The sequence below is a fragment of the Chitinophaga sp. Ak27 genome (assembly GCF_012726295.1).
GTDB lineage: Bacteria > Bacteroidota > Bacteroidia > Chitinophagales > Chitinophagaceae > Chitinophaga.
The window spans coordinates 1611649-1634308 of record NZ_JABAOB010000001.1; the positions used below are offsets into that span (position 1 = coordinate 1611649).

Below are 22660 nucleotides of genomic sequence, written 5' to 3' on the forward strand. Positions count from 1 at the left end.
CAACATTAGACATGATGATGAGATGGAATATAATACAACGCATGCTGCCATTGGTATCAATGGCAGCAGCGTTTTTATGGTGCCTGCCGGCCTGCAACAGCGGTGGTAATGATATTGCCGAGATTCACCTCGATCCCCGGGGACAAAATGCCCTGAAAGTAAAAGTGACCGTGCAATGTATTGATACCGTAGATGCCACCGTAGAGTACTGGCCCAAAGGAAAGGAACAGCAGCGCAGCACCGCGCCATTGTCGATCCACCAGCTTCGTCATACCATCGTACTCACCAACCTTCAACCGGTGCAAGCTTATGAATACCGCATTCTGACCGGCCATGGTAAAGCGCTTTACCCCAGCAAGGTATATTCCTTTACCACCAATGATTTCCCGGTATGGATGAAAGATATGTTCAGCGTTATTTGTCCCGATAGCTCCATACTGCCGGCTGCCTTCCGGAAAGGATACGTGATGGTATCCCGCCGCGAAGACCCGGGCGTAGTGTTCCTGTTGAATGCTAAAGGAGACATCGTATGGTATCACCAGGTGAGCGGCACCGGCTTTAAGGTAGCCCGTTTCACCGACCAGCATACCTTCCTGGCCCTGCTGGGTGGCCCCGGTTATGAAACCAGCTACGGCGACCAGCTGCTGGAAGTATCGCTCACCGGCGATACGCTGCTGAACCTGAAAAAGGGGCAAGGCGACTTTAAACAAACCATCCACCACGAAATACTATTGAATCCGAAGAATCAACTGGTGACGCTCTGCGTGGAGGAAAGAATTGTAGACCTACGCAGCAAAGGGGGACTGGAACGCGACACGGTGAAAGGCGACGGCATCCTGGTACTGGATCGGCAGGGCAAGCAGGTATGGAAATGGACGGTATTTGACGCACTGAATCCTTTGGACGATAAAAATATCTCCAAAGAAAAAAGAGATTGGATGCACGCCAACTGCATTGCATTTGACACAGATGGTAACTACCTGGTTTCTTTCTATAACAATGGACAAATCTGGAAGATAGATGCCCGCACCGGCAAACGCCTGTGGACATTCGGCAAAAACGGGGATTTCCCCCTGCCCGATTCTGCGCTGTTTGACCAGGCCCATGCCATTCACATCAACCAACAGGGCGACCTGATGTTTTTTGACAATGGCGTCAGCAAAAAAATATCCCGTACGCTTGCATTTAAACTGGATGAAAACAAGCGACAGGCGCAGTTGACACTTGATACCAAATTGCCACCGGAAAATTACAATGAGCGAATGGGCAGCAGCTACCTCGTTAACGACAGCACGCTGTTGCAATGTGCTACCAAGCGCAATACCGTGATACTGACCGATAAGAGTGGCCGGTTTTTATGGCTGTTGAGAAAGGGCATGTCGTCGTACCGGGCCTCCTTTATTCCCGCGGAAGACGTGGCACCATTTGTAGCACAGCCAGGATACCCGCATTAATATCTACCTAAAAAGACAACACATGAGAAACTTAATAGTGATGAGTTTGATGGCCGTGGGCGGATATGCTATGATAGCTTCCTGTGGCTCATCTGCAGAGAGTAAAAAAACGACGCCGGTGATAGCCGAGGCAGAAAAATTTTATAGCGCTGATACCAGCCTGATTCCTCATGATCAATTTGGAGAGGCCGTGCGTTATGGCCGGGAGCTGATGGTGAATACTGCGCAATATATTGGTCCGGAGGGAAGTGCCGGGAAATTTGCCGGCAATAAACTGAACTGTACCAATTGCCACCAGGATGCGGGCACCAAGGCCTTTTCCTTTAACCTGATGGCGTCGCATGAAAACTACCCACAATACCGGGGCCGGGAGGGCAAAGTATTAACGCTGGCAGAACGGGTCAACAACTGTCTCACCCGTCCGCACAACGGCAAGCCCTTGCCGCTGGACAGCAAAGAAATGGTGGCATTCCTGGCTTACCTCAAATGGATCAACAGCTTTGTGCCAAAGGGAACACATTTTAAAGGCGCTAAAAACCTGGCTGTAAGCTTTCCAACTACCGCCGCCAGTCCGGAACATGGCCAGGTGCTGTACCAGGCCAACTGTTCCCGTTGCCATGGCTCCAACGGAGAAGGGCAATTTACCGCCGATAAAAGCACCTATATATATCCGCCGCTCTGGGGCAGCCAGTCGTACCAGCCGGGTTCCAGTATGCACCGGATAATCAAACAGGCGGAATGGCTGAAAAACAATATGCCTTTCGATAAAGCCATGCCCGGTAAGCCGTTCCTCTCCGATGCCGATGCGCTGGACATTGCCGCTTTTGTGAACAATGATGCTATTCATCCGCGGCCTAATCCGAAAAGCTTCGACTATCCGCATATTACTGAAAAGGCCATCGACTATGACCATGGCCCTTTTGCAGACACCTTTTCCATTGCGCAGCATAAGTTCGGGCCTTACACGCCTATTATCGACTATTGGAAATCGAAAGGGGTAAAACCCATTTACTGATATTTTTTATTTTTTAGGGAGAGATGGGAGAAGAGCGGCGCTATCAATGGCATCGCTCTTCTCCCATCTCTTTTCATAATACTGAAGTAGTTTATAACGAAATAGATAAACTCGATCAGCCCCAGGTGATTATTGTCCTACTTTTGTAGTCGTAGCATCAATAAAAGGCTTCAACGGAAAAAATAGTCACCATGCCAGTCAGTAAAAACGCAAACGGGTATAGCCGTCAGCAGGAAGTAGTAAATGGGCTCATACATGGGCTGGGCGTCCTTTTTGGGGTAAGTGCGCTGCCTATGCTTGCGGGGATAGCCGCCACCCATGGCAACACGCCCGGTATTGTGGGCGCCTGTATTTATACCTTCTGTTTTATATTATTATTTACTAACTCCACCATCTATCATTTGTCGCAGGAAACGGCTATTAAAAAGCTGTTCCTAGTATTCGACCATATCAGCATTTATTTCCTGATTGCGGGCACGTATACGCCCTTTTTGTTGGTGTATATGAACAATACCTTTGGTATTACGCTCCTGTCGATACTCTGGAGCCTCACGATCATAGGCGTATTCTTTAAAATATGGTTTACGGGGAAATATGATATTATATCTACCATTATTTACCTCGCTATGGGCTGGATTATGGTGGCCGGCGGGCGGCGCTTTTTCGACACTCTGCCCCTGCCGGTGATGATCATGCTGGCTATTGGCGGCGGGTTATACACGATTGGGGTTATTTTTTATATCTGGGATAAATACAAATATACCCACGCCATCTGGCACCTGCTGGTGTTGATGGCGGCCATCTGCCATTATGTAGCGGTGTTGATGACCATGTAGTGGATCGCGGAATTATCAGCCGCTCATACCCGGCTGGTAATTCTTTTCCGCCCACATCTTTTTCCGGTACTCCGTAGGGTTGATCCCGTTATACTTCTTAAAGGTTTTGTTCAGGTGGCTTTCATCTGTAAAGCCCAGCTCCTCCACAATTTCACTCATCCGCATATCGCTGTATTGGAGGCGGGTTTCCACCAGTTTCAGCTTATAATTGGTAATGTACCGCTGTATGGTATTGCCGGTGAGCTTCTTAATATATTCCCCGATATAGTTTTGGGAGATATTAAACTTCGCCGCCAGTTTCTCCGCCTTTAACATCTCCGGGTAGTAGATGTTCTGATGTATATAGCTGATAATTTCATTGGACACCTCGCTATTCCCCGTCACTGCGGGCTCCGGCTGCATCAGCGATACGTTGCGGGCCACAATGGTGATGATGGTGTTCACCAGCTGTTGCACCACCTCATTACGCATGGACTGCTCCCGGGAATACTCCAGTATCAGAGCATTCATCAGCGCCCTCACCACCGGCTTGTCATCTCTATTTTGCAGGATACAACCCGGATAATGATGATTATTATGGAAAATGTATTCCAATTTCCGGGCCCAGTCGCCCAGGTTACTATGCGGATTGCCGGCACGTTGCGCCTCCAGGTAGATCCCATTGAACCGGATGAATACAAAAGCGGTCCGGGTACTCACCCTCGTATGCACGGTATTCTGCGGCATCATCAGGAAAAGATTTTCTTCTGTGTAGTCGTATACATGTTGGTTGTGGTGCAAAGTGCCTGTACCCTTTAATATATATACCAGCTCAAAGAAATTATTCCGGTGCTGTCCCATCGGGCACACCTCCTCCTCCACATATATGATGTCGAATGGTTTATAAAGATTTATTACCTGCATAACCTGAATTTGTACAAAATGAACCCCAATTGATACAAGGGGGTAACTACAAATTTATTGGAATTTTGACTCATCAAATCACAAAAAACAAACTACTTATATGAAAGCAATCGTATTACAACAGACTGGCGGCGTAGAAAACCTGGTCACCAAAGAATTGCCCACCCCCGCTATCAAAGACAACGAAGTATTAATCCGCAACAAAGCCATTAGCATCAACCCGGTAGACAACTACGTACGCGCTGTAGAGGAAGCCCTGAAGGCTTACGTTCGCCCCGCCGCTGGCGAAGACATTATCCTCGGATGGGACATCGCCGGAGAAGTAGTAGCCACCGGCAAAGCCGTTACCCACCTCAAAACCGGCGACACCGTATTTGGTATGGTCAATTTTCCCGGTCATGGTAAAGCCTACGCCGAATATGTAGCTGCCCCCGAAGACCAGCTGGCACTGAAACCTGCCGGCACCTCCTTCGAAGAAGCTGCCGCCGCCACCCTGGCCGCCCTCACCGCCTGGCAAGCCCTGGTAACCTATGGCCACATAAAGAAAGGCGACCGAGTGCTCATCCACAGCGCCGCTGGCGGGGTAGGTCACTATGCCATCCAGATCGCCAAACATTTCGGCGCCTACGTGATCGCCTCCGCATCACCCGCCAAAAAAGCCACCGTACTGGAACTGGGCGCCGATGAACATGTCGACTACACCCAGCAACCGTTTGAAACCGTTGTAAAAGACGTAGACCTGGTACTTGATACACAAGCCGTTCCCGGCCACCTGGAACGTTCCCTGTCTGTATTAAAAGACGGAGGTCGCCTGATTGCCTTACTTGGCAATGTCGATGAAGCCCTTCAGCAAAAAGCCGCCGCGAGGAATGTATACGCACATCGCTTATTAGTGCATTCCAATGGCGAGGATATGAAGTCTATTGCAGCGCTGATGGAGCAAGGCGTGTTGCGGTCAATTGTAGCGCAGACCTTCGGATTTGAAGAGATGGACAAGGCGCATACGCAGGTAGCCACGGGGAAAACGCGGGGGAAATTGGTGGTGAGGGTGTAGGTAATAATACATACATCCGCAGACATTGCCTGCGGATGTATCATTTCCGCACTGGCTTATTAAAAAAGGGCCAGTCCTTTACATACTGGATATCTATAGAATCTCCAATTTGAAGCGTTGGGTCATGGGAGTCATTGTCATATGCTTTTCCATTAACATAAAAAAGATAGGAATAAGACCAGGTATGACTTACGGGACTGTTCCCCTGATAATTTTTATCGTCAATAATTACCGCCCTGGCTCGCTGTGCAGCATGTTTTAATAAATACTTTGTCAACTCCACCTTCCCTATATTATAAAAGATATAACCAAATATCAGTAAAAGGGTAATAATTGTCGATATACTCTTTAGCTTGTTCATAGCTCTTTTATCTCTATCGCCTCTACTCCTTCGGCAAGTATCTTTATCTCACCTCCTGTTGAAGAAGTTTTTATCACGTAACAATTCAATTTAACGTGATCAAAAAAACCCTTCCATCTCTGGTAAAAGAATAATAAATCCGGATCATCAGCCGGTGCGATGTAGGCCATATCGATGGATTCCCTGGCAATAATTCCGAAATTCATGGTAGCGTTAAAAAGGTATGCTTTTTTGAAAATAAGTCTTGACTTAGGCTGCTCTTCGTACCAGTCAATCACCATTTCCACGCTGTCGTTGTAACCAGGACTACTCCGATCGATAAAGATGCTTTCGAGGACGGAGTCATGCCAATAACAGTCATCAAAATCAAAATTCATAGGTCAATTATCTATAATCAAAGGAATGTCTCAGTAATTGTAACAATCACACAAAATCCTCATTCTTTCTCTTCTCCAAACACAACGAAGATATATTTCAAATTCAATATCAAAAAGAATGTGAATAAAAGTAATGCCAACGGCTGAAAAACAGGAAACTTCAAGGAGCCTATTGAAAATTGCCAGGTATTGATACTTATAGTGAATGCTGCCACATTAATTACGGCGAGTAACAACGTGATGCCTGTCAACAAAACGCCCACTCTAAAGCTAAAGAAATATAATACTGCATTCATTAGCACTAAGCCTCCACCAATGAAATGCCTGATTTTTCCAGCATGCGTTACAGTCAAAATATCTATCCATGTTACAATTGTAAATGCAAGCAGTATAAGAAAAGGGATCAAGTTCAATAACTTCTTATAATTTATTCGTGTAAATTTCAGGCTTTTGCAGCCTATTATGGCAATAATACAACTCTTAATATCCGTTATCTAACTCTGTCACTATCATTTCCGGCGCATCTAAGGCATACCGAAAGTTGATTGAATCTCCTTCTCTCAAATCACGTGGGTTAGTATCCCATCCTCCAGCATACTTATATTCCTTGCCCTTAATCTGATACTTAACCTCAATACCATGACCCTTGTAAGACTGTTGTCGTATAATAATTCCTTTAGAATAGCCGTAGCGCTTATTTATCAGCTCCAGTTTGGCAGATTTTGACTTATTTGCGGACTCGGAAATAAAATACAGCGCACCAGTAATGACGCCTATGATTACAATAAATATCAAGACTATCTTTAGTCGATTCATTTGCTATCCTTTTTCAGCAAAATTGCTTATTTGAATACACTGTTCAAAAGAAGCACAATTTCTTTTGCCCTTGCTTCCGATCCAATATCAGAAAATAAAAACTCATCCCCGTTTTTTAGGGTAACATACAGACGATATCTTCTGAACGACGGCTTTTGCTGAGTTGACCTATAGGAGAATCTGGCAATATCAGAAACGGCAAATTTCACTTCCTGGCTCGTAAAAAAGAGGAGCCGTGTAATTGGATTTCTCCGTTTTATTATTGAGCAATCACTGTCAAAATTGACCTTAAAATCGTTAACTGACTCGAAGTCGTACCATAGAGAAAAGAGTGCTACCCCTAATAACAATAATCCTATAAAAAAATTGGCTTTCTGCATCAGGACTATGATCAATGGCAGTAAAACCAATGTAGTAATGCTGTTATAGTTGAATACCGGCGAGCTAATACTTAATCCGCTTTCTTCAAACTTGAACTTAGGAGATGAAATACCTTCTTTTTCGATATAGCTGATTAGTTCATTGAGAAACTCCTCCCTCATATTATTTATAACAATAACGAATTCATTACGTGAATGATAAAACACTAGTTTTCAAGAGCATATATACTTGCCAGCTTTTCTTTCCCGCACATTTCAATCTACTGCGCCTTCATCCATAAATCTTTTAAGACTTGATCAAACTACAGATGCGCCCAAAAATACAAGGCTAGTAGAAGAATGAGCAGCGATATAATATAGCCAGTCCACATATTCCGAGTTGGGTGATTTGCAGCCTCTTCAGATAAACTCTCCCTCCCTCCTCTTAATATCCAGAAAAAAAAAGCTCCTATCCAAATAGAAGTGAGTCGTGCCGCGAAAGGTTCTTTTGCCATATATGACGCATTCATTTATAATTCGGTATTTGCAATCTATAGGAGTTGGACTAACGGTTACTTCGAGATCACAGTCATTGCTAGCCTACATGGTTAAGTTAGTAACTCCTCAGACTAGGTCTGTACTTATAAAATATTTAATAACCTCTTCTAATCGGTTCTATGTGGCACATTTGTCAAATGTTTTGAAAAACTCATCAGTAAAAACCTCTATTCAATTCCGTTAACCATTAACTGCGCTAAGTTCCCAAATTCACTTTTAAAACGAGGAAATGGAAGTAGCTCCTTAATAGCATTATCTTCTCCATCTATTATCAGCGGTTTAACTGGTTTAGCTTTTAAAAAATATTTAAAGTCATCATAAGCATTCATTACCACCTTATCAAAATAATAAAAACCTCTTGAGGTCATGTAATGAACATCTTTCAAATATGTATCTTTTTGCTGCTGACTATATCCATCGATCAATTTACAAACATCATCAGTAAGAATAACTTCACTGGATACAGGAGTGATCGAAAATATGCTATCATCCTTTCTAGCCTAGGTAAATCTGATGAAACAGATTTTGGTAATGGCCCGCCAGCGGAAGCTACTATGGCAATTTGAAAATTGTCATCTAAAAGATACAAATCTGTATCTATCCCCGCCTCGGTTATAGCCTTCTCATTTACTTCTTCTTCAGAATACATATTTTTCGCTTTTAAATATTCCCTGCAACTATTGGGATGATTCTCCTCTACATCTATGATTAGAATTATATGAACTTCTTTTAAATCTTTTTTTCAACCCAAAGTACGAATCCGTTTTTTTTCACTACCAGTGAATCAACAATTTTACGATAGGCGACAACAAGATTCCCTTCTAACACTTCATCTATGCGATCATAATCAGGTTCAAAAACAACAACCCATTTTTTTTCCCCTTCCGTCAAAGAAGACAACAAATTTAATAGCACTTCATTCTCACTTAACGTATCCGTAGTAAGTTCATCCATCAAATCATTCACCCCTTCAACTATCGAAATACATTGCCACTGGCATTTTCGAAATCTATCTGGCAATAGCGGTATAATATGTTCTGGTACGTTTGATTTAATTAATTTAAAATAACGGAAGCTCGCTTCTTCCTGGCCTTGAGGATATTTTTCTCCTTGCCATTCATAAACAGGCTGTTTAAAATTAATAGCTGATATTTTTGATTCTACAGGTAATAAAATTTCGAAACCAATGTCCATAAAATGTTTTTTTAAGGAAACGGAACAGCGCTTCCCGTTTGCCAATGCTTTCCATTAAAATTATAAATATGTTGGTGTGGATTAGGATGAACTATAGGACGCCCATGAGTAGACCAATCAACTCTACTCCATGGCACAATTTTCCCGTTCGCCAGCGGCCAAGTGCCTCCAGTAAAAGTTGCGGATTGTCTATACAAGGTTCCATCACTTCCCATTTTACCTCCCAAAGTTGTGTGAGGATACTGTCCTGCGAGAGGATCTGGCAAAGGAATATCTATCCCTCCTACAACTTGTTGCGGCAAGGGAGTTTTAGGGATATATCCTTCCCCTCCTGTAGTTGCCTGTTCGGCAGTATTAACGCTCTCACTGATCCCTACTGAATTAGCCTCTGTCTTTGTAAGATCGCCTAACGCACCTTTTCCAACACCCTTTAATTCTGCAATTGCTTTCCCAGCCCCCTCTGCTGCCACCAACAAAACCGCCTCCGCTGCTTTCTCTCCAATCACCTTCCCCGCACCATAAGTTCCTTCATTAATTATAGTCCGAGTATTATCAATTAAAGTCTTAGTAGATCCATAAACTCCAAAGGTAGTAGCATTAAGTATGTTATTGGCTAAGGCTTTAGGGGAAAAAGCTGCCTTCACCGTTTCAACAGGATGGGCAACCACATTACCGATACCTCTAAAAAATCCGCCAAATCCGACTTTAACACCATTAAAAAACCCTTTCTTATTCGGGTCATCACCTTCATCTCCTAAAAAGTCATTATACCTAATTGGATTATCGTAGTTAGAGGCATACGGTGACCAGGTTTCCATATTCTCAATCTTCGGATCTATCTGGTTCCACCTACCTATCTGTGGATCTAAATTCCTCAACTGCGCATCATATATATCCAGATCTAACTCACTCGTATACTCTATACCGTTGTACTTCTTCCTATTCTCCGGATAATTCGCCCCCTTCAACGCATTACTACTAATCCCCGCCATCGTCAGCCCAAAAGGATAATAGTGCGTTTCTTCCAATAAAGGCCCAGAATTAACCCCCAATATAATATTATCAAAAAACACTGGCTCCGCGCTTTCATTACTAGTATAAGCATACAAGAACCCCGTCTTCTTAATCACCATCTTATCCTGACCCAGCGTCTGCAACTCATCTGGTGTTGCTTTTACCTGTTTTACCCCACTATTTTCTTCTACTAATTTAAACTCATCGTCGAAAAGTACAAAATTAAGATACGCTTTCGGGCGATCGGTATTGGGTTGGTCCGGTTCCTTTTCTTTGAGGCGGCGGTAGTCATTGTTATAGAAATTACTGTTAAAGGGCGTCAATGGGTCTGATGCGGCCTCTCCGTGTGCACCATTATTCTGTCCAGCATTTCCGCCGAATGCCTGCACCAGGTCGGCTACCATGTTTTCCGCCGTGGCTACGGCTGATTTACCTTCTTTAGGCCCATTCGATTTGTAGAACGCCTTGGCGCTCAGCTGAATAGTATCGCCGGCCATTACACGTAACACAATGGAAGGGCCGATTTTTTTACCCGCGCCCGTGGCAGTGAGTTTTGCTACGGAGACATTCTGTCCGGCACTTTCATCTGCGGGATAACCTACCGGTTTATCGATACGGGTATTATCGATGTTGCTGAACAAAGCGGTTTCTGTAGCTGCTGCCGGGGCTTCCATCGTAGCAGCATACATGGTAAAGTCGGTCTGGTCCGTTAATACCATACGTACATTGCCCAAATGATCTTTCACAAAGTAATCGAAAGGATACTGGGTTGCTTGTCCTGTTTTGAATATAGGTCGTATCCTGCCTTCTTCATGCGCCAGGAATTGCAACGTGTCATTCTGGTAAGCAAAACCACCAATATAATCGGTGATAGTCACTTTATCCGTACTGGTGGTTTTATCCGTTACAATCTTTCTCCACTTTACACCCGCGGCATCATACAGATATTTGATCCTTCCCTTGCCGGTGATTACAATACTATCCGGCAAGTTCAGGTGATTATAAGTAATGGCCGTAATGTTTTTGTTGAGGTCTTTGATCAAATTACCATTGGCATCATAGTCGTAATCATCTCCACTGTTGGTACCATTGATAAAATCTCCCAATTTAGCGCTGGCGGTATTAGCGGTATCGGCTACGGCAGCCAGTTTATTACTGGTGGCCCGGTAGATGTAGGTAAGACGATCGATCATCGTTTTACCAGTGCCTACCATACCCATTTGGTTCATAGCCGTAATATTACCATTGGCGTCATACCCCAGGTTACTCACGGAAAAATCTTTCTGATCGATAGTCCAGTTGGAGCTACCGCTGTTTTGCTGTGAAAAAGGCGCCGATGCCAGGCGATTTACCTTATCATAGCTATAGCCATAGGCGCGTGCGATACCATCGCTCTTGCTCTTCCAGGTACTTCCTGCAATGTTCCCATTGTATTGCAATGCAGTAAAACCAGAGTCATAAGCCAGCGTTTGACCGAACCAGTTAGCCGTGCTTCCAGCGGTACCTGCGTAAGTTTTGTTAATACCGGTCAGCCAACCGCGGATATTATAATCGTACGTTAATGTTTCCAGCTGCGAGCTACCGGCAATGCCCAAACGCTTTGTTTTCAGTTGCCCCAACTCATCGTAGGTATTCACAGCAACGGTTTTATCCAGAGTAGGGCTAGCGTCATTGAGCCGCTTCTTAACACTGGTGAGCCTGCCGGCAGCATCGTAGTGCAGCATCGTCAATATCGTGGTTTGCGGAGAAAGGCTGCTACGGAGGTTTTTATGCCGCAGGTAAGTGCTGAGCACCTTCCCGTTAAAATCATATAGACTGGTCATTATATCCAATCCTCCATTAATATTCTCTGCCAATACCTGGATCACCCGCCCCTTATCGTTATAACAATTGGTGGTGGTTAACCATTGCTGGGTACCTAATATTCTTACTTTGGTGCCAGTTACCAATCCCTTCGTCATGTTGCTGCGGGTAGGTGACAGTGCTTCCGAATTAAGACTGCCATCCGCCTGCGGCTTACCAATGTCATTACTGAAATAACTTTGCGCTCCTGGGAAAGTATAGTCATCATAGTAAGTATAGGTCAATGGCGTCAGCGAATCCGTTGGAATAGCCGATAACGTACTACTGACTGCAACATTACCGCTGCCGCTGGTAGCCGCAGGGTTAATTACCATTTCTGTAGCAGCACCTGCACCCGTATCAAATCCATCCACTACCGCAATGCTGTTACTTGCCTGGTACAGCGGTTGCTGATCGAAATTATCTAGGAATAGATCTGCCGGCACCGGAAAGTTGTAAGCGATAGTCTGACTACTGCTGCCATTAACTCCATTCAATGTGGTTTGTAGAGATTCACGGGTAGCGCTGGCATTTTTATATAAAGCAGTCATTATCGGCCGGTTCAACCCGTCGTAAAAAGTAGCCAGCCAATTTCTCCCTTTCATATTACCGTCCCGGCTAAACGCCAACCTATCCCGCACATCATACACCATTTCAGTAGAGTCTGCACCAGGTACTTTCTTAACTATCATGCGATTGCGGCCATCATAGCGGTATATGAAGCAAAGCTCCCCTGCAATAGCGGTACTGATCACCCAATTGCTGGCAAGAGCTGCCTCCACAGCTTTGGGAGGAATCACAAAACGAAGGTTTCCCAAGTCATCATAGGCATAATAAGTACACAACCATCCCATATGCCCGGTACCAGGCGTGGCGGATAGCTGCACCTTCTTGAGCACTACCCGGTTTTCCTTGTCTTTATATTCTACTACCTGGTTGCCAGCTTCATCGATAGCTACATTCTCATATAACTGCCCAGCTGCATAGGTGCGACCTGCTGCACTGGTTGGTATTACCTGCCCATTTGCGAAGTCCCAAATTCTTACAGAGTCACTGACAGCATTCACGAGATACCGATTCTCTACATACTTATTCCCTCCTCGTTCTATGGCAGCGGGATTGTTCTTTGCCCAGGTGGCGCCAGGAGCATACGTCTTCAGCACCCGGTTTAAAGGAGATGCTTCGAAATCAATACTGCTGTAGTGCACTTTTTCACCCGGCGTTTGGGATAAGTAAAAAGTATTTTGCGCATTAAATGGATCGGTCTTAAACTTCCCATCGGCGGTTCCGGGAGCAGCATAAGGCAAGTACTTCTGTTGCTCTCTCCCAAGGGCATCATATATAACCGGCGCCACCAGGTCTTTACCTGCCGGGCTAACGGCTTTGGATACTGTTTGTAACGGCCGCCCCAGGCCATCAAAGTATTGGGTGGTTTGCCGCACCTGGTCTACGGTACGGGCAGCCGCCGCAACATAGGCGGTATCGGTAGTAGATACCGCCGGCTCCCAGGTACGTACGTAGTTGATGGTAGTATTGGTATAGGCCGCTGGCACAGCTACCGGCGTAGCCGCAGGCCGCGTCGTAGATGTAGGAGTTTGCGCAGTAACCATTCCTCCCGCACTCAGCAGAAGGAAAATGGCAACCAGCTTTTTATTTAAAATAGGGATGTTTTTCATGCTACATTCATTAAGGGGTGATTAACGCAACAGGGATTGATACTGGTAATCGAATTGTTTAAGGACGCTTTTATTCTGATCACGGATCACTTTTAGCCTTCCCATTTCATCATACTCATAATAGATCGTTTTACCAGAAGGATCGGTTTCACTCGTCATACCAAACAAAGGAGTATAGGTAAAAGTAGTTACCAAAGCCTGTGGTAAACTCGTACGAATACCATTTAAAGCTGTTCTTAACTGATCAGGAGTATAACTATCCGTATTGGTTAAATAAGCAGGAGCGATGTACTTCATCACAGTATCATAGGTGCTGCCCACAATCTTAGCCACAGGGAATTGCTCATTATAACCCCACAGATATACCTCGCGTACATCATTGGCATTAGCCTTCTCTTGTATATTTCCTTTAGATGTATAACTGATCACGCTCACCCGGTCTTCTGTCGGATTACTAATAATCTGCTCTTTCAGGTTTTGAAAGGCAATGATCTGCTTATCGGACCTGGTAAACATATAAGACACCGTTTTCTGATCCATCTGCCCTGTTCCCACTTTTTTGGTCAATGATATAATTGGCGCAATCATGTTCCTGTTAATCATACTGTCATATACTGCACCGGTTCCTTTAAGATCCAGCGGGTAAGTATAAGCCATTGACTGTACTTTTCCACCACTCTGATTTTCCGACACATCCCGGATCATAACGCGATTCGTATCATTGATATATGAATAGGTCAGCATCTTCTCCACCAGCTTGCCTGAGTTATCACTGGCGTATGTTCTCTCGGTGGTTGACTGTAACCTTTTCCGCATGAAAACAAGCGGATATTTCTCAATATCCAGACTTATAAGGTCTTGATCATTGGGCTCTGGAGTTTTACATGGTGGGGAAGCTAACTTTCTGACATTGTAATTGAATACATTTCCTTTAATCAATAAATCATAAACATTTTCAATGGATTTTATTAGCTGCAGGGAGTCAACCCCCGGGGAAAGAATCCGCTTATACATATTTGTTTTGGTTTCTCCTATCATAAAATCACCATATGCACATCGCGGTGTCCCCAGTATCCTATTATTCCATACAATACTGGAATTAAGAATACCATTGAACGAGAATATATGCTCGGTTGTCTGTACTTCACCCAATCCTTCGATAGTTTCAATAATTGAAGAGTGATATGTACTGGATCCCCCAATAGTTGTGGTAGGCATTACAATGTTATTCCCAATATTTACATACCATAAGTTTGCTAATGAAGAACAGGGAGTTCCACCTGAACACGTAGGAAAAAATGGAGTCTTTACTTTTTCATACATATTCTTGCTGAAGTAAACTCCAAAAGTAGAAATAGAAGAATCTTTCAGATTCATGTAACTAAATGATCGTTTGAGCGCTTTGGCTCCACTATCTGTATAAGAAGTGATAGAGGAAACACTCACAGCTCCAATAGGTACAATTATCGGAATAATATCTGCTTCCTGATTCTCCAAGACAAAGTCTACCGATCCAATTGTGCAACCACCTACGACAGTCAGACTCAAAATATATTGCCCTGGGTTGAGCCATAATGATAGTGAATCTGATTTATCAATACCAACACCTCTCGTTGCAATGACACTCAAAGTTGCAGCGTCTTTAATGGTAAAAGTAGCTTTCTGATGAATGGGATCATAATTACAATCCGGGTTATAAGTATCGAAGTTAACATTGGTATAAGCTATTACTGGCTGATAGAATGGAATAGTTATATTTTGGGTAATGGTAACAGTTCCTGTGAAGCCTGTACCATGGGTTATCAGATTTTCATGCTGAAAGTGGTGGACTACTTTAGTATCAGGTCCTTTATTATAACTATATCCTATCGAATCATAGCCTCCCGTTGGATATGTTACTTTTTTCAATAACCCATAAGTCATTAACGTTGTATCTGGTGTGCGATCGCCAAACCTTGGCTTTCCAGCAGGCATATTATTGTAAATCCCCGGATACTGATAGCTAACATCTGGCATCTGGTATTCATTTGACAGCTTACCATTGTAATAACCATAGTAATCCTGGGCTCCTGACATGCGCACTGGCAGATCATTACCATGAATATAATCAAACTTATATCTCAACAACTTACTGGTATCTGCCAAACTATTTCCAGCAATTTTACATTCACTCAGATATAACCTATACTTCAGCGTCGTATCCAAAGACCCTATCTTTTTCTCTCCTTTGAGAAAGCTGTCATTAATATCAGTGCTTGAAAAATAGTCCTGTTCCAACACCATTTGCTTTACTATCTGGCCCTGATTATTTTTAACATAAATCCCATTTAATGCGAGCCCGCCCCCATCTTTTCTATTGGCATAACCAAAATCAACACTTCCATTAGTAAATGTAATGTGACTCAAGGCCTTACCTTCTATTTTATTTGAAGTAATCCCACAGGTGTAGGTATTTGTCTTCAACGGTGGAGGCGGATTTGAACAAGGTCCGCCAGTTTCTTTGCTATCCCACAGGATAGTAAATAATTCACTCAAATTCGCCAGATAGGTATGGGTATAATAGCTATAGCTCAACTGTATTGTATCTTGATTCGGCTTGATGATCGATGTCAAGTACCAAGAAGTAGGAAGCGGATCAGGAAATGGCTTGGGGCCTTGATACCCACTTTCAATAGTAGCATTAGTTTCAACAGCGTCAAATGTATAGACAATCCCATTTTCATCTGTAACTTGGAACCCGCTTGTTAACGTGGCTCCAAGCTTCTTTATCCGAAGATTTGTTGTATTCAGACTCGCAGGCTCATTATTCGCATCCATTATAAATTTAGCATCTAACCCATTCATATTAATGGAAAAAAGATCGGACTCTCTATCAGCCAGAGTTTGCTCCATAGCAAAGTCAAAAACTGCTCTGTTCAGCAAATGGAAATCAGTGTTAAAATTATCAAGTACCTGCCCCCATTCCGCTCTCTTCTCATCTGGCTTCCCCAATACGATCCTTGAAATCGCCCCACCACAATTAAGACTCCAGCCCAATCCCACATTCGACGCCAACTCATTCACCCTGATCCCATTGGAGGCATAATTGATCGATATCGGCAAATTAAGGAACCTGGAATTGATAGTATGAAAAGGAATACCCACACTCGGTGTACCAGTCGAGAGATTCACGCTCGCATCAGCTCCTTTGTTAATGGTCGCGGCATTTGGCGAAGGTAACAATATTCGATTGGGCTCCAGGTTGGGCACATCAGACGACGTCTGGGCAAAAGCCCCCCTCATCACTCCTAAAAAAATACTCAGGAACAAAATAGATTTCCACACAAAAGACAAACCACCTAATCTGTCATTATGCCCGGGATAAATAGCCATTGCTCTATTATCAGTTGAATTTACAATTACCATTGACGGCGATTTTGGTATAAGGAAAATAACACCAGGAGACTCCTGCTGCATATGTTTGGGGATGCTAAATACTTGCTAAATATTCACAGACTAAGTCAAATACATTAAACAAATGCTCATAAGTACAGCAATTTTTATTACGGGTTACGAAAATGTTGACAAACAAATTACCTGACTAAGGTATACAATTTTTAAAACTAATCTCAAATTTTTACTAAAATACCCTCCCGCCACGCACCCTACATGCGCACACGAAAAAAACAGCCATGGTCTTCCTACCAACCATAACAAGCAAACAACAAATAGATTTAGAGTATATACCCGCCTACCAAAACCGCACGTAAATCACCGATAATAGCAACAAAATAGTGACCGCCAATATAACAGACGACGGCTTTAATTTAAACATCTCATAATCCAGCGCAAACGCCTTGGCACTCACTTTCGGCCCTGCCAGGCTAATAGCCACCATCACCAGCACCGTGGTCAGGAACGACCATCCCAGGCTGATAAAAAACGGTATCTCATACACGCCGCTGGCATTGTGGAACGCGGAATACAACATGGTTTCCGGTCCAAATACTTTTACGGCTATCTGGTTAAAGAACAGCGAAGCCGCAAAACCGGTGATGATACCGGCAATGGCAGCAGCGCCACTGGTGCGCTTCCAGAACATGCCCAGTATAAACGTGGCAAATACGCCCGGACTGATAAAGCTGGAATATTTCTGCACGAAAGTATATCCTCCTGCGCCGCCAATGTCTAGTACATCATTCCAGGTAAAGAACACGCCGATAACGATGGCTACGATGATGGTCAAACGGCCGATCCACACCAGCTGCTTTTCGTCGGCCTGCGTATTGATATATTTCTTATAAACATCTAACGTAAAAATAGTAGAGATACTGTTCGACTTGCCCGCCAGCGAAGCCACGATAGCAGCGGTCAATGCGGCGATGGCCAGCCCTTTTAAACCTGCGGGCAGCAAGGTGAGAATGGCGGCATAGGCGCCATCTTTATGCCCTCCTTCCAGCTGCGGTAAATGCCCGTGCTGGTATAACACATACGCTACAATACCCGGCAGCATTACAATCACCGGCATCAATATCTTTAATAGCCCTGCGAATAAAATACCTGTGCGCGCGGTCTGTAAATCCGCCCCCAGGGCACGTTGCGTAATGTACTGGTTACAACCCCAGTAATTCAGATTGCTGATCCACTGCCCCGCTATATACATCCCGAAACCAGGTAGTATCAGGTACTTGTTCACATAGTCTTGTGGTGCATTGATAGCCGGCTTCTTCAGCATCATATGAAAATGATCCGGCGCTTCTTTCATCAAGATATTAAAACCTGCCAGCACATCTTTCCCCATTCCAAATTTTTCACTCACCACGGTCAACGCCATATACGTGGTGGCCAGGCCACCTATAATCAATACGCCCACTTGAATTACATCAGTATAACCAATTACCTTCATACCTCCCAGTGTAATGATTATGGAGAAGACAGCCAATGCCAGCATCACCTCATGGAAATAAGCACCGCCTAAAAGTCCATTAATGGCTAATGCTCCCAGGTATAAAATGGAAGTGAGATTTACAAATACATACAGGAACAACCAGAATATCGACATGATCAATGCCACCGTTTCATTATACCGCGTTTTCAAAAACTGCGGCATAGTGTAGATCTTGTTTTTGATATATACCGGCATGAGAAAAATGGCCACGATGATCAGCGCCGCCGCCCCTACCCATTCATACACGGATACGGCAATGCCCACAAAAAAACCATCGCCGCTCATACCAATAAACTGCTCTGCCGAAATGTTAGACGCGATGATGGATGCGCCAATGGCCCACCAGGTCAGTGAACCCTCTGCAAGAAAGAAATTTTTGGAAGCACTCGTTACACCTTTCTTCTTCCGCTTGTAAATCCAGTAACCATAGGTAGCAACAATAATAAAGTACAATGCAAACACCAGGTAGTCCTTGAGGACAAGTTGATAACTCATAAGTGGATCGATAACGTGGGTATAAAATACCTGGACTGAATATAACCAATTCCGGCGTGGAAAACTTAAAAAATTATCGGGTTGGATGTAATGGCACCCATACCCGATAATATTGACATTTGCTGATTAATCAGAACTTTAAAGTAGATGGCAGGTATTTCGCCACCAGGTCTTCATAATATGGTTTTAACTCTTTCCAGTTAGGTGGGTTGGGACTCTTGGAATACAAGTCATACGGATTAAACAAATCCACCCACTTAAACATTTCCACATCATGCGCATTCATCAGGTGACCATAGGCATGCTCCCTATGCTGCGGATAAAAAGAGTGATAACGCAGCATATACAGCCCCGGCTCCGGCAGGTGCGGCTTCATGATCTGGTAAATATATTCATCGTGCCCCCAGCTCATATGCACGTTATCCAGTCCGCAATTGGGCTCGTATACACCGTATTTGGTATTGTAATCCGGGTTGTTGATATCCGGGTTGTTTTTGAAGAATTCAGGAAAAACAATCTTGTCGGAAAAAGCACAGCCCACCGGGAAAGTATCTCCTACCACTGCCCATTGCGGCTCGCCAAACAAACACAGTACCTTGCCCATGTCGTGGAATAAACCGGTTAGCACCATCCAGTCGGGGTGACCATCCGCACGGATAGCTTCTGATGTTTGCAGTAAATGCTGGAACTGATCCAGGTCGGTATCCGGGTCAGAGTCATCTACCAGCTGATTCAGGAAGTCAAAAGCATCCCATACCGACATCTCTCTTTTGTTGAAAGAAAGAAACTCCTGTTCTTTCTGCCGCACAAAGGCATATGACTGGTAAGTATGATTCAGACGGTAAAATTCACGTACGGTATCCCGGGGAGGCGTATCATAATTCCGGAATTCACTGGTGCTTTTTTCCTTGTTGATATTGGCAGGATCGGGATAGCGCTCCAATAAGTCATCTTCCCATTGGTCCAGTGATTGAAGAGGTGCAGGATTAGGCTGCCCGTTAACGTTATCCATAATATCAGGTTTTTAAAAAGTTCGTGGAAAAGCAGGAATAGTTCCTTTGCTAAATATGCAATCTTTTTAAAAATCTTCCGCATAATAGAATAACTTTATTTACTTAACCGATTAAGTAACACGGGGTAAAATATGGAGAATGTCACGATCCGGATGCTGGCAGAACGACTGCAACTGTCTACCGCCACTATTTCGAAAGCATTGAATAACAGCCACGAAATCAGTGAGGAAACTCGGCAACGGGTGCTGGCACTGGCTGCCGAGCTCAATTACGTGCCCAATCCATATGCCAGCAGCCTCAGGAAAAAGGCCAGCAACACCATCGCAGTGGTGATCCCTGAAGTAGCCGATAGCTTCTTTGCCGAAGCGATCAACGGCATCGAAGCCGTAGCCCAGGAAAAAGGATATCATGTGCTCATCTATCTCTCCCACGAAAACAGCCAGAAAGAACAAACCATCCTGAAAGATTTCCAGAGCGGCCGCGTAGATGGGGTCCTGATTTCGGTAACCACCGAAACCACGGCTGCCGGGCTGGAACAACTGGTGCGCGACAAACCCGTGGTATTTTTCGACCGGGTCTGTGAAGAAGTAAAAGCCGCTAAAATTACCACCGACGATGCCGCAGCAGCCTACCGGGCCACCAACCACCTCATCGCAGGCGGATGCCGCCGTATAGGCCTGTTATCGGCCTCCCGGCAGCTATCTATCAGTAATAAACGCGCAGAAGGATTCCAGCAGGCACTGCTCGATCATCAACTCCCCCTCCTGCCCAACGCCATTACCTACTGCACCAACGACAGCGCCGCTAACCACCAGCTACTGAAAACAGCCTTCCTGGAAAATAACTACGATGGCATTATTGCCACCACAGAAAAACTGTCTACCGCGGTATACGAGGTATGCGAAGCCCTGCAATGGCGCATCCCGGACGACTTACAGGTGATAGGATTCTCTAACCTGTCTACCGCCCGCTTCCTCCACCCCTCCCTCACCACCATCACCCAGCCGGCTTTTGAAATGGGCAAAGCGGCAGCTACCCTGCTGTTTCGCGCCCTAAAAAGCAATAACTTCCCATTGCAGCAGCAACAGGAAGTTATTCCCTCTTCTCTCATCGCCAGGAACTCTACCCTGGCTAAGGATAAGTAATACGTACGATGCGGTTAGCCGTACGGAAATCGAACTTCGTAAAACTACCCACTACCAGCAGCGACTTTTCCCCCGCCTGCGGTATCACCCGGTTTACACTGTTCGCATTCCCGTTCGCCCCGTTATCGCCCACGGCCGAAAATCCTCCGAAACTATTGTAGGTAGCATGCACGGAACCATCGGCATTCAGCACAATCATATTGTTGCGCTGTAGCTTATTAAACTGGGTAAACACACCACTTAAGATAATTTGCCCGCCAGGCATAATACCCACGTTGTAGATAAATCCATCGGTTCCTTCTCCCACATTGAAACCCGGATCTATCGTGCCGTTTTCATTAATCCGCACAATATGCGGCACCTTCACTCCTCCATACATGTTAAAGCTGCCTGTAAGTATGATCTTACCATCGGGCTGCCGCTCCATACTGCCAATAACCTGGTCGGCCCCCGCGCCGGGCGTAAAACTGGCGTCCAGCGACCCGTCGGCATTCAACCGTGCCAGGCGGTTCACTGCCTGGCCATTGTATTTGGTGAAAGATCCCGCTATCAGTAATTTCCCGTCGGGTAATAATATAGAACGATAGATAAACCCATTAGCCCCTTCTTTTCCCATATGCTTTGCCAAATCGTAGTTATAGGTACTGTCTATTCCTCCATCCGGCATCAGGCGGATCAGCCCATTCACCTGGATGGAATCCAGGTGCACGGAGTCCAACGCTGTACCGACTGTTTTCAGGTTAAAATTAGGTTGCACATAAAACCGGAAATTACCCGTAAGCAGTATTTTACCATCGTTGGGCTGCACATGTATATTTTCCACAGCACCCGATACGCCGCCCTTTAGAGCGGAAACGGTAATATCCTTGCCATTGGGCGATTGTATCCGGTTGGCCGACAGCGAACCATTATTATTCAACAACGCTATGCTGTTTACATAACTCACACCCTCATAATTATTGAAAGAGCCAGCTACGAGGTACTGATAACCGTTCACCGACCTCGGCAACGCTACAGCGCTGGCTACGGTGTTGTTCGTGCCATTCTTCGCGTCAGGGCCGAAAGTGCCATCTACTGTACCGTCATGGTTAATCCTCGCTACCCGGTTCAACTTATCTTTTTTGCCGGAATTGCCGTAATCGGTAAAGTCGCCCACCACCAGGTATTTCCCGTCTTCCACCGGAATGATGCTGTTGATGGCCCCATTGGCGCCAACCAGGCTGGGATACAGGGTATCCATTTCAAATACGCCTGTTACCCGGAAAAACGGCCCGAAAAAATATTGCTGGTCGACCTGTGCGGCCACGTTACCGGTAGCTGCCTGCGCAGGCACTTTCACCCGTACAGTCGTATCCGTTAGTGATATTACTTCCGCTTTTACTCCATTAAAAAGAATAGCCAACTTATCCTTATTCTTCTCAAACCCCTTTCCGCTGATCAGCACCTCTTCTCCTACCCTGGCACGGGTGGGACTAATACCATCTTTGTTAATATAAATAGCCGGCAACACTGTTTCCTGGTAAGGATCATTGCCTTTACGAACGGTCTCCTTCTTACAGGCAACCATCCCTGCCAGCAATGCGATAAAACAAATATATCTCTTCATATAAAATGCATTATT

General features: G+C 44.8%; 16 protein-coding genes. 5 read left to right on the forward strand and 11 right to left on the reverse strand.

Annotated elements, in window-relative coordinates; all coding sequences use genetic code 11:
- Positions 1-11 precede the first annotated feature (11 nt).
- The 3 genes from HGH90_RS06295 to trhA all read left to right on the forward strand — a co-directional run bounded on the left by HGH90_RS06295 (position 12) and on the right by trhA (position 3305).
- Positions 12-1454: an aryl-sulfate sulfotransferase gene (locus tag HGH90_RS06295; protein WP_169190668.1), complete on the forward strand. Its 1443-nt coding sequence runs from the start codon at positions 12-14 to the stop codon at positions 1452-1454.
- Between the two features lie 22 nt (positions 1455-1476).
- A complete protein-coding gene (locus HGH90_RS06300) occupies positions 1477-2469 on the forward strand; it encodes a c-type cytochrome (protein WP_169190669.1) in 993 nt (330 codons plus the stop codon).
- Positions 2470-2660: 191 nt separating this feature from the next.
- On the forward strand, positions 2661-3305 hold the full coding sequence (gene trhA, locus HGH90_RS06305) for a PAQR family membrane homeostasis protein TrhA (RefSeq protein WP_169190670.1): 645 nt from the start codon (positions 2661-2663) through the stop codon (positions 3303-3305).
- Positions 3306-3320: 15 nt separating this feature from the next.
- Here the strand turns inward: trhA and HGH90_RS06310 are convergent, their stop codons facing one another.
- Positions 3321-4208, reverse strand: coding sequence for an AraC family transcriptional regulator (locus HGH90_RS06310; protein ID WP_169190671.1), 888 nt, complete (start codon positions 4206-4208; stop codon positions 3321-3323).
- A gap of 100 nt (positions 4209-4308) precedes the next feature.
- Here HGH90_RS06310 and HGH90_RS06315 point away from each other — a divergent pair, with 100 nt between their 5' ends.
- On the forward strand, positions 4309-5262 hold the full coding sequence (locus tag HGH90_RS06315; protein WP_169190672.1) for an NADP-dependent oxidoreductase: 954 nt from the start codon (positions 4309-4311) through the stop codon (positions 5260-5262).
- Positions 5263-5619: 357 nt separating this feature from the next.
- On the opposite strand, the gene HGH90_RS06320 is transcribed toward HGH90_RS06315, so the two are convergent.
- From HGH90_RS06320 to HGH90_RS06360, 9 genes are all read right to left on the reverse strand, one after another.
- Positions 5620-6000, reverse strand: a complete 381-nt coding sequence (locus HGH90_RS06320; protein WP_169190673.1) for a hypothetical protein — start codon at positions 5998-6000, stop codon at positions 5620-5622.
- A gap of 480 nt (positions 6001-6480) precedes the next feature.
- Positions 6481-6816, reverse strand: a complete 336-nt coding sequence (locus HGH90_RS06325; RefSeq protein ID WP_169190674.1) for a hypothetical protein — start codon at positions 6814-6816, stop codon at positions 6481-6483.
- 26 nt (positions 6817-6842) lie between these two features.
- Complete coding sequence (locus tag HGH90_RS06330; protein WP_169190675.1) at positions 6843-7358, reverse strand: hypothetical protein; 516 nt, start codon at positions 7356-7358, stop codon at positions 6843-6845.
- A 542-nt stretch (positions 7359-7900) separates the two neighbouring features.
- Positions 7901-8119 carry a hypothetical protein gene (locus HGH90_RS06335; protein WP_169190676.1) on the reverse strand — a complete coding sequence of 73 codons (219 nt, stop codon included), beginning with the start codon at positions 8117-8119 and terminating at the stop codon, positions 7901-7903.
- Positions 8120-8462: 343 nt separating this feature from the next.
- Positions 8463-8927, reverse strand: a complete 465-nt coding sequence (locus HGH90_RS06340) for a hypothetical protein (RefSeq protein ID WP_169190677.1) — start codon at positions 8925-8927, stop codon at positions 8463-8465.
- An 11-nt stretch (positions 8928-8938) separates the two neighbouring features.
- Complete coding sequence (locus HGH90_RS06345; RefSeq protein ID WP_248276969.1) at positions 8939-13459, reverse strand: DUF6443 domain-containing protein; 4521 nt, start codon at positions 13457-13459, stop codon at positions 8939-8941.
- 21 nt (positions 13460-13480) lie between these two features.
- On the reverse strand, positions 13481-16915 hold the full coding sequence (locus HGH90_RS06350) for an RHS repeat domain-containing protein (protein ID WP_169190678.1): 3435 nt from the start codon (positions 16913-16915) through the stop codon (positions 13481-13483).
- Positions 16916-17189: 274 nt separating this feature from the next.
- Positions 17190-18881 (reverse strand): sodium:solute symporter family transporter, encoded by a 1692-nt coding sequence (locus tag HGH90_RS06355; RefSeq protein WP_169190679.1) that lies wholly within the window; start codon positions 18879-18881, stop codon positions 17190-17192.
- Positions 18882-19011: 130 nt separating this feature from the next.
- Positions 19012-19893, reverse strand: coding sequence for an inositol oxygenase family protein (locus HGH90_RS06360; RefSeq protein WP_169190680.1), 882 nt, complete (start codon positions 19891-19893; stop codon positions 19012-19014).
- A gap of 132 nt (positions 19894-20025) precedes the next feature.
- Here HGH90_RS06360 and HGH90_RS06365 point away from each other — a divergent pair, with 132 nt between their 5' ends.
- A complete protein-coding gene (locus HGH90_RS06365; RefSeq protein WP_168762474.1) occupies positions 20026-21039 on the forward strand; it encodes a LacI family DNA-binding transcriptional regulator in 1014 nt (337 codons plus the stop codon).
- Here HGH90_RS06365 and HGH90_RS06370 read toward each other — a convergent pair.
- Positions 21026-22645, reverse strand: a complete 1620-nt coding sequence (locus HGH90_RS06370) for an IPT/TIG domain-containing protein (RefSeq protein ID WP_169190681.1) — start codon at positions 22643-22645, stop codon at positions 21026-21028. The two genes, HGH90_RS06365 and HGH90_RS06370, sit on opposite strands and share 14 nt — an antisense overlap.
- Between the last annotated feature and the right edge of the window lie 15 nt (positions 22646-22660).

Coding starts and splice junctions, on each gene's coding strand:
- HGH90_RS06370 (WP_169190681.1), bottom strand. CDS start 22,645: ATGAAGAGATATATTTGTTTTATCGCATTGCTGGCAGGGATGGTTGCC.
- HGH90_RS06325 (WP_169190674.1), bottom strand. CDS start 6,816: ATGAATCGACTAAAGATAGTCTTGATATTTATTGTAATCATAGGCGTC.
- HGH90_RS06330 (WP_169190675.1), bottom strand. CDS start 7,358: ATGAGGGAGGAGTTTCTCAATGAACTAATCAGCTATATCGAAAAAGAA.
- HGH90_RS06315 (WP_169190672.1), top strand. CDS start 4,309: ATGAAAGCAATCGTATTACAACAGACTGGCGGCGTAGAAAACCTGGTC.
- HGH90_RS06300 (WP_169190669.1), top strand. CDS start 1,477: ATGAGAAACTTAATAGTGATGAGTTTGATGGCCGTGGGCGGATATGCT.
- HGH90_RS06340 (WP_169190677.1), bottom strand. CDS start 8,927: ATGGACATTGGTTTCGAAATTTTATTACCTGTAGAATCAAAAATATCA.
- HGH90_RS06320 (WP_169190673.1), bottom strand. CDS start 6,000: ATGAATTTTGATTTTGATGACTGTTATTGGCATGACTCCGTCCTCGAA.
- HGH90_RS06365 (WP_168762474.1), top strand. CDS start 20,026: ATGGAGAATGTCACGATCCGGATGCTGGCAGAACGACTGCAACTGTCT.
- HGH90_RS06350 (WP_169190678.1), bottom strand. CDS start 16,915: ATGCAGCAGGAGTCTCCTGGTGTTATTTTCCTTATACCAAAATCGCCG.
- HGH90_RS06310 (WP_169190671.1), bottom strand. CDS start 4,208: ATGCAGGTAATAAATCTTTATAAACCATTCGACATCATATATGTGGAG.
- HGH90_RS06360 (WP_169190680.1), bottom strand. CDS start 19,893: ATGGATAACGTTAACGGGCAGCCTAATCCTGCACCTCTTCAATCACTG.
- trhA (WP_169190670.1), top strand. CDS start 2,661: ATGCCAGTCAGTAAAAACGCAAACGGGTATAGCCGTCAGCAGGAAGTA.
- HGH90_RS06295 (WP_169190668.1), top strand. CDS start 12: ATGATGATGAGATGGAATATAATACAACGCATGCTGCCATTGGTATCA.
- HGH90_RS06355 (WP_169190679.1), bottom strand. CDS start 18,881: ATGAGTTATCAACTTGTCCTCAAGGACTACCTGGTGTTTGCATTGTAC.
- HGH90_RS06345 (WP_248276969.1), bottom strand. CDS start 13,459: ATGAAAAACATCCCTATTTTAAATAAAAAGCTGGTTGCCATTTTCCTT.